The organism is Phaeovulum sp., from assembly GCF_041596715.1.
Lineage (GTDB): Bacteria > Pseudomonadota > Alphaproteobacteria > Rhodobacterales > Rhodobacteraceae > UBA6213.
This window is the reverse complement of the sequence record NZ_JBFHIA010000150.1, coordinates 1-7,851: the sequence shown is the minus strand read 5'-3', so window position 1 is coordinate 7,851 and position 7,851 is coordinate 1. Positions and strand designations below refer to the sequence as shown.

Genomic DNA, 7,851 nt, shown 5'->3' with positions numbered 1-7,851 from the left:
CGCGATTGCGGGGGGCTTTGTGATTGCCTTTTCAGAGGTGGCGGTCACCTTCGATTTTCGCAGGGTGGTGGCCTACCTCGTGCCCGGCGACTGGACGCCGAGTGGGCCGATCCAGCTTTTGTCCACTGAATACAAGTTCGCAGTCAGCTTTGCGATTCTGATCATCGTGCTACTGTTCAAGCCCACGGGCCTCTTCAAGGGGAAATCGGTATGAAGCGCGCTCCGATACTGTTCGCGGCAATGGCCCTGCTACTTTTGGTCGAGGGTTATTTCGGCAGTTGGAATACCGCGCTTGGCATTTTCAACATGGGGCTCATTTCGGCGGTGCTGGCGCTTGGGGTGAACATGCAATGGGGCTATGCGGGCCTCTTCAACTCTGGCGTTGTGGGGTTTGTGGCACTGGGCGGGCTTGCGCCAGTGCTGATCTCAATGCCCCCCAACCCGGGCGCGTTTTCGGCAGGTGGGCTTGGGCTGATCCTTTCGTTCGTAGTTGCTGCTGCGGCGCTTTGGGCGGCGGTCATTGTGAACCGACGCGCCAGTCTGCAAGTGCGGGTCGTGGCGATTCCGCTGATACTCTTCGCCGGATTTCTGGCGTATCGCGCGCTTTTCGGGCCTGCCAGCAGTGCGATCGAGGCAATCAACACCGCAGCGGCGGGCAACCTTGGCGGGCTTGGCCTGCCGGTTGCGGTCTCGTGGCCTGTCGGCGCATTGTTCGCGGCGGGTGCGGCATGGGTGGTGGGCAAGACCGCGCTTGGCCTGCGCTCGGACTATCTTGCCATCGCCACGCTTGGGATCGGGGAAATCATCGTTTCGGTGCTGCGCAACGAAGAATGGCTGGCGCGCGGGGTTCTGAACGTGAACGGCATCCCCCGCCCATGGCCTGTGCCGCGCGAGGTTGACTTGCAGTCAACTGCAAGTTTCGTCGAACGTGCGGCGGGCCTTGGTATTGACCCTGTCACGGCCTCGACGCTGACGGTCAAACTTCTTTATTCGGGGCTGTTCCTGATCGTGCTCATGCTGCTGATCTGGTTGGCGCAAAAGGCGCTCGGCTCGCCCTGGGGGCGGATGATGCGCGCCATTCGTGACAATGAAATTGCCGCCGCCGCAATGGGCAAGAACGTAACGCTTCGGCATTTGCAGATATTCATCATCGGCTCGGCCGTCTGCGGGCTGGGTGGTGCGATGATGATCACGCTCGACGGGCAGATGACGCCGGGCAGCTATATTCCGCTGCGCTATACATTCCTGATCTGGGTGATGGTGATCGTCGGCGGCTCTGGCAACAACTATGGGTCGGTGCTTGGGGCCATGCTGATCTGGTATCTCTATACCAAGGCCGAAACATGGGGCCCGCAGTTGATGGGCTACGTCACGGCGGGCATGGCAGATGGTTCGGTGTTGAAGGCGCATCTTCAGGATTCGGCCGAACAGATGCGGCTTCTGACTATGGGGTTGGTGATGCTTTTGGTGCTTCGCTTCAGCCCGCGTGGCCTGATACCCGAAAAATAATGTGGGGGGCGCTAGTCCCCCCTTTGCCTCAGCGCACAGAAAGCGCGTCGATGAGCAACGCGCGCAGCACATCGCGCGGCACCGCGTCGCTAACGAAGGCCGCGCCGATGCCGCGCGCAAGAATAAAGCGCTGCCGCCCGTCAACCACCTTTTTGTCTTGCGCCATCAGCGCGATCAACGCGTCAGCGTCGGGCAGATCGCCGGGGATATCGGCAAGGTCTACCTTCATGCCCATGTCACGCAGATGCGCGCGCAAGCGGCTTGGCGCTTCTTGCGCGCATAGCCCCAAGCGCTGGCTAAGCTCGAACGCCAGCGCCGATCCGATCGCCACCCCCTCGCCGTGCAGCAACCGGGCGGAATAGCCGGTGGCGGCTTCAAGCGCGTGCCCGAAGGTATGGCCCAAATTAAGTAGCGCGCGCTCTCCCTCTTCGGTTTCATCGCGTGCCACGATAGCGGCTTTCATAGCCACCGAACGGCGCACCGCTTCGGCCCGCAGCGCCGCATCGCCCGCCGCAAGTGCCGGCCCATGCTTTTCGAGCCATTCAAAAAATCCGGCATCGCCCAGTGCCCCGTATTTCATCACCTCGCCATAGCCTGCCAGAAAGTCGCGTTTGGGCAGGGTTGCAAGCAGGTCGATGTCGGCCAGCACAAGGCTTGGCTGATGAAAGGCACCGATCAGGTTTTTGCCGTGGCGCGAGTTGATGCCGGTCTTGCCACCGACCGAGCTGTCAACCTGCGCCAGCAAGGTTGTGGGGATTTGCACAAAGCGCACCCCGCGCCGCAGCACTGCCGCCGCAAAACCCGCAAGATCGCCGATCACGCCACCGCCGAAAGCCACGACCAGATCGGCGCGCTCTACCTGTTCGCCCAGCAGCCATTCGACTGCGCGGCTGAACTGCTCCCACCCCTTCGTCGCTTCGCCCGAGGGCAGCGCAAGCGCGCGCATCGTAACATCACCCAAACCCGCGCGAAGGGCGTCCAGATGCAGCGCGCCAACCGTTTCGTCGGTGATCACCGCCACGCGCGGGCGGCGCAGCAGTGGCGCTATTTCCGCACCGGCACGCGCCAGAAGCCCCGCGCCGATCACCACGTCATAGGCGCGCGCGCCTAGCTCCACACGAACCCGGTCCATGCTTAGCCCCCCTGCCCTGCAAATACCCCCGGCGTTGCCTTCAACGCCGCCTGCACCTTGCGTGCCATGCGATCGACACTCAACCCTGCCTCGGCTTCGACAACCACCTGCGCCAACCCGTAGATTGGCTCGCGCGCCGCAAGCAGCGCGGTCAACGTGCCCAGAGGGTCGGCGGTGCGCAGCAAGGGCCGCGTTGTTTTGGTGCGCACGCGCTGCCATAGCAGATCGATATCCGCTTTAAGCCAGACCGAAACACCCTGACCCGCGATCAGGGCGCGATTGTGCTCTGACATGAAGGCACCGCCGCCGGTTGATAAAATGGCCGGCGGCCCGGCCAAAAGCCGCGCCAGAACTTCGGATTCACGGGCGCGAAAGAAAGCCTCGCCATCGCGCGCAAAGATTTCGGCGATCGAGCGGTTCGCGGCGCGCTCGATCTCGGCATCGCTATCGATGAAAGCCACGCGCAAAAGCCGCGCGAGCTGCGTGCCCACGGCGGTTTTGCCGGCGCCCATCATGCCCACCAGAACCACCGGGCGGGCCAATTTGGGCGGCTTTGCCGCAGCTTTGGGCATGCCTTTCCTTCCGATCCGGCAGCGCCACGTGGCGGCGCTCCGCGCGTTTGCAATTCTTGTGCCCTGAATGGCGTGATCTTCGGAAAAATGCCATATATAATTGCCGGGTCGATAAACCGAGGCAACAGCGATAACAGGGGCAGGCAATGATGCGTATTCTCAAGGCGATAGTGATTCTGGCGGTGCTCGCTGTGGCGGGGCTGGCTGGCTACGCCTATCTTGGCGATATGAGCGCGCCGCCCCAAGAAACGCGACAACCGGTCAATCTAGATGCGACGTACTGAACCCCGCCTTGCGGCGCTGACATTTGGGCTGGTGGCCGGGCTTCAGGCGCTGCCTGCCTTGGCGCAAGAGCCTTTGTCGGCGATAGACTGGCTGTCGCGTTCAGTGCTGGTGCCGCCGCAGGTAGGCGGGGAACCAGTCAACCCGCTTGGTGCCGAGGCACCTGTCAGCCACGGCGTGACAATCGGTGAGGTGGATAGTGCGCCGCTCGGCCCGCTTAACCCGCTGGCACCGGGGTTGATCGCACCCGAACGCAGCGGCCTGCCACGCGGGCTTTGGGGGGCGACCCCCGAGGCCGATCTTGCCACGCTTTTGAAGCGCGAGCGCACCGACACCACCCCGTCATTGCTGGCATTGCTACGGCTGGTGATTCTGGCGGAACTCGACGCCCCCCGTCAGACATCAAGCACCAGTCCGCTACTTTTGGCGCGGGTCGATGCCTTGTTGGAAATGGGGGCGCTGGAACCAGCATTCGCACTGCTGCAAATGGCCGGTGCCGCCGAGCCAGAGCGGTTTCGCCGCCTGTTCGACATTGCGCTGCTTCTGGGCGAGGAATCGCGCGCCTGCCGCATCTTGGGCGCAACGCCCGAGGTTTCGCCTTCCTATCCGGTGCAGGTGTTCTGCCTTGCACGAAACGGCGACTGGCAGGCGGCGGTGCTCAGCTTTCGCGGTGCCGAGGCGTTGGGGCTGATCGAGCCTGATATGATCGACTTGCTTGCGCGCTTTCTTGACCCAGAGGGGGCGGATGGCGCAGAAGACCTGCCCGCGCCCGAGCGTATGTCACCCTTGCGCTTTCGGCTGATGGAGGCGGTGGGCCAGCCCATGCCCACGGCACCCCTGCCCTTGGCCTTTGCGCAGGCCGATCTGCGCACCAACACAGGTTGGAAAGCACGGATCGAGGCGGGCGAGCGCTTGGCGCGGATGGGTTCGGTCGAACCCAACCAGTTGCTTGGGCTTTATACCGAACAAAGCGCCGCGGCATCTGGCGGGGTTTGGGAGCGCGCCGCAGCAATGGCGCGGCTGGATGCGGCCATCACCGCGCGCAATGCCGATGCGGTGGCCGCAGTCTTGCCAGATACGCGCGATCTGCTGGCAGAAGTGGGGCTAGAGAGCCATCTTGCCGCGCTATTCGCGCGCTCGCTGGCGACCTTGCCGCTTACCGGCGAGGCGGCGGCGGTTGCATTCAGGCTGGGGATGTTGTCACCGGATTTCGAGTCGATCGCGGCGCAGCATGTGCCGCAAACAGCGGGCGAGCGTATCTTGCTTGGCATCGCCAAGGGCGATACGGCGGGGTTGCTTGCGCCAAACGTGCGCGGCGTTGCGGTTAAAACGGCCTTCGATGCACAAGCCGATCTGAGCGAGCCCTATGCCGGGCTGGTGGCAGCCGATCGGCGCGGCGAGGCGCTGTTGTTGGCGGTCGAGGCATTGACCGGTGGCGCGCGCGGCGATTTACGGCAAGTTGGCGCGGCGTTGACGCTGCTGCGCACGCTCGGGCTTGAAACCGCAGCGCGGCGCATCGCGCTGGAGCTTTTATTGCTGGAGCCGCTTGCGTGATCTCGGACGAAAACCGGATAGCCGCATTTCTGGAGGCAGAGGCAGCGGAGGCTGGGGCCGCGCGCAACACGCTTTTGGCCTATGGCCGCGATCTGGTCGATTTTTCCGCGTGGCTTGGCGCGCGTGGGCTTGGCTTTGAAACCGCGGCACAGGGCGATATCGAGGCCTATCTTGTGGCTTGCGAAGCGTCGGGGCTGGCAAAATCTACGCGCGCGCGGCGGCTTTCATCGATCCGCCAGCTTTACCGCTTCGCCTATGAAGAAGGCTGGCGGGCCGAAAACCCCAGCCTGCGCCTTTCCGGCCCGGGCCGCAGCAAGGCCCTGCCAAAGACCCTGAGCCTTGCCGAAGTCGAGGCGCTTTTGGCGGCGGCAGCGGCGCATGGGCGCAACGAAGGCGAGCGGCTGCGCAATGCCTGCCTGATGGAATTGCTTTACGCCACGGGGATGCGGGTCAGCGAACTGGTCGGCCTGCCGGTCGCGGCTGCACGCGGTAATCCGGCGATGCTGATGGTGCGTGGCAAGGGCGGCAAAGACCGGATGGTGCCATTGTCACGCCCGGCGCGCGAGGCGCTTGCCGCATGGCTTGCGTGCCGCGACGCGGCTGAAGAGGCTGCGCGCATTGCCCGCAGGGCCGCGCCCTCCAGATACCTCTTTCCCGGAAGTGGCGCGGAAGGGCATCTTTCGCGGCAACAGTTTTTTGTGTTGCTGAAGGGTCTTGCGCTTGCCGCAGGCATTGCGCCCACCCGCGTCAGCCCGCATGTGCTGCGCCACGCCTTTGCCACGCATTTGCTGGAAGGGGGGGCCGATTTGCGCGCCATCCAGATGCTGCTTGGCCATGCAGAGCTTTCTACAACCGAAATCTATACCCATGTGCTTGACGCCCGCCTGCGCGATCTGGTGCTGACGCATCACCCGCTGGCGCGAAAGGACGAAAAATGACTCTACCTGCCACTGCCACCTTTGACCTTGCCTTCTGGATCACCGCCGGCGCGATCGTGGCGCTCTTGGTCGTGTCAGCCTTTTTCTCGGGCTCTGAAACCGCGCTTACAGCAGCATCTCGCCCCAGCCTGCGCGCCCGCGCTGATCGGGGCGACCGTGGCGCGCGCGCAGCCCTTGTGGTGACCGAGGACAGCGAACAGCTGATCGGCGCGCTGCTCTTGGGCAACAACGTCGTCAACATCTTCGCCGCGTCTTTGGCCACCGCGCTTATGACGCGGCTTTTCGGCGACAGCGGCGTGGCGTTGGCAACGCTCGTGATGACCACGCTGGTGCTGATCTTTTCCGAGGTGCTGCCCAAGACCTACGCGATCACCTTGCCCGAGGCGGTCGCCGCACGAGTGGCGCGCCCGGTGCAGATTCTGACCCGCGTGCTGGCACCGGTGGTGAGCATGGTGCGCCTGATCGTACGCGGCATCCTGATGCTGTTCGGGGTACGCACCGACCCCTCCACGCAGGTCTTTCGTATTCACGAGGAAATCGCCGGGGCGCTAAGTCTGGGCGAGTCCGAAGGCACCGTCGCCAAGGAAGACCGCGACCGGTTGCTGGGCGCGCTCGACCTTGGCAACCGTACCGTGGAAGAGGTGATGCGTCACCGCAGCCAGGTTGAAATGATCGACGCCGACGCAGGCCCCGATGTGATTTTGACGGTGGTGCTGGCCTCGCCCCACACGCGCCTGCCGCTGTTCAAGGGCGAGCGCGAGAACGTGGTGGGCGTGCTGCACGCCAAAGACCTTCTGCGCGCGGTCGAAAAGGTGGTGCGCGGCGAAGATGGCAACTTTTCTTCGGTGCGCGAACTCGATGTGATGAAGATCGCGATGAAGCCCTATTTCGTGCCCGAAACCACGCCTTTGGACGAACAAATGCGCGAGTTTCTGAAGCGGCGCACGCATTTTGCGCTGGTGGTCGATGAATATGGCGATCTGCGCGGGCTGGTGACGCTTGAGGATATTCTCGAAGAGATCGTTGGCGAGATCACCGACGAGTTTGACGTGGCCCGCGAAGCGCAACTCAAGCGCACCGAAACCGGCGACTATCTTGTCGATGGCACCATGACCATCCGCGATCTCAACCGCGCGATGGATTGGCAATTGCCCGACGACGAGGCCAACACCATAGCCGGTCTGGTGATTCACGAGGCGCAGATGATCCCGACCGAGGGGCAGGTATTTTCGTTCCACGGCTTTCGCTTCGAGGTGATTAGCCGCAAGGAAAACCGCATCGCCCGCATGAAGATCCGCCCGCTTTAAGGCTCTATCGGGTGCTGGCGTCCGCGCAGCGCCAGCCCCCGCACCGCCTTGGCGGCCTCGAGCGCCAATAGCACCACCAGCGCGGCCAGCGGCGGCACGACGTAAGAGACCGCGGGCAAGCTGGCAAAGCCGAACAATGACTGCGCCGGGCCCCAGAGCAGCACCACTGCAAGCATCGCACCGACCAGTGGCAGCACCACCGCAAAGGCCCGGTTCGGGCGCAGCAAGGCCTCAAGCGGCGAGGCACCCTCGGTGCGGTTTACCGCAATCAGCGCCACGATCACCAGAACCAGCGTCGCAAAGCAAAGCGCGCGCACCTGTTCGCCCGTCAACCCGTAGTCTGGTGCAAACCAAAGCACCAAGGCAACGGCCACAAAGCTCAGCGCCCCTTGCACACCCGCCCAGGCCATCGTGGCCCCCGAAAACAGTGGCGCACCCGCACGCCGAGGCGGGCGGCGCATCACATTGCGTTCCTCCTTCTCGGCTTCGAACACAAGTGAACAGACCGGATCGATCACCATTTCCAGAAACGCCACATGCATTGGGCCCAGTATCAT

Annotated in this window: 8 protein-coding genes and 1 pseudogene; 6 read left to right on the top strand and 3 right to left on the bottom strand. The window is 63.6% G+C overall.

The genetic code is table 11. The features are described from left to right. Nucleotides 1–214, top strand: a pseudogene (locus ABY403_RS10900) (branched-chain amino acid ABC transporter permease); the annotation flags it as partial. Next, entirely contained in the window at nt 211–1,509 is a 1,299-nt protein-coding gene (locus ABY403_RS10895) for a branched-chain amino acid ABC transporter permease (protein WP_372840835.1), read from the top strand. The pseudogene ABY403_RS10900 and the gene ABY403_RS10895, both read left to right, overlap by 4 nt. A gap of 28 nt (nt 1,510–1,537) precedes the next feature. Here ABY403_RS10895 and aroB read toward each other — a convergent pair whose 3' ends face one another. Together aroB and ABY403_RS10885 are read right to left on the bottom strand one after the other, a co-directional pair. After that, nucleotides 1,538–2,641, bottom strand: a complete 1,104-nt coding sequence (aroB, locus tag ABY403_RS10890) for a 3-dehydroquinate synthase (RefSeq protein ID WP_372840834.1) — start codon at nt 2,639–2,641, stop codon at nt 1,538–1,540. Between the two features lie 2 nt (nt 2,642–2,643). Continuing rightward, nucleotides 2,644–3,213, bottom strand: a complete 570-nt coding sequence (locus ABY403_RS10885; protein WP_372840833.1) for a shikimate kinase — start codon at nt 3,211–3,213, stop codon at nt 2,644–2,646. Nucleotides 3,214–3,359: 146 nt separating this feature from the next. Here ABY403_RS10885 and ABY403_RS10880 point away from each other — a divergent pair, with 146 nt between their 5' ends. The 4 genes from ABY403_RS10880 to ABY403_RS10865 are packed head-to-tail and all read left to right on the top strand — an operon-like array spanning nt 3,360 to nt 7,294. After that, nucleotides 3,360–3,497 (top strand): hypothetical protein, encoded by a 138-nt coding sequence (locus ABY403_RS10880; RefSeq protein WP_372840832.1) that lies wholly within the window; start codon nt 3,360–3,362, stop codon nt 3,495–3,497. After that, nucleotides 3,484–5,049 carry a hypothetical protein gene (locus ABY403_RS10875; RefSeq protein ID WP_372840831.1) on the top strand — a complete coding sequence of 522 codons (1,566 nt, stop codon included), beginning with the start codon at nt 3,484–3,486 and terminating at the stop codon, nt 5,047–5,049. Before ABY403_RS10880 ends, ABY403_RS10875 begins: the two co-directional genes overlap by 14 nt. Then, complete coding sequence (locus ABY403_RS10870) at nt 5,046–5,987, top strand: tyrosine recombinase (protein ID WP_372840830.1); 942 nt, start codon at nt 5,046–5,048, stop codon at nt 5,985–5,987. The genes ABY403_RS10875 and ABY403_RS10870 overlap by 4 nt, the downstream gene beginning before the upstream one ends. Continuing rightward, a complete protein-coding gene (locus ABY403_RS10865; protein WP_372840829.1) occupies nt 5,984–7,294 on the top strand; it encodes an HlyC/CorC family transporter in 1,311 nt (436 codons plus the stop codon). The genes ABY403_RS10870 and ABY403_RS10865 overlap by 4 nt, the downstream gene beginning before the upstream one ends. Here ABY403_RS10865 and ABY403_RS10860 read toward each other — a convergent pair. Next, a partial coding sequence (locus tag ABY403_RS10860; RefSeq protein WP_372840828.1) for a cation transporting ATPase C-terminal domain-containing protein occupies nt 7,291–7,851 on the bottom strand: 561 nt, incomplete at its 5' end. The two genes, ABY403_RS10865 and ABY403_RS10860, sit on opposite strands and share 4 nt — an antisense overlap.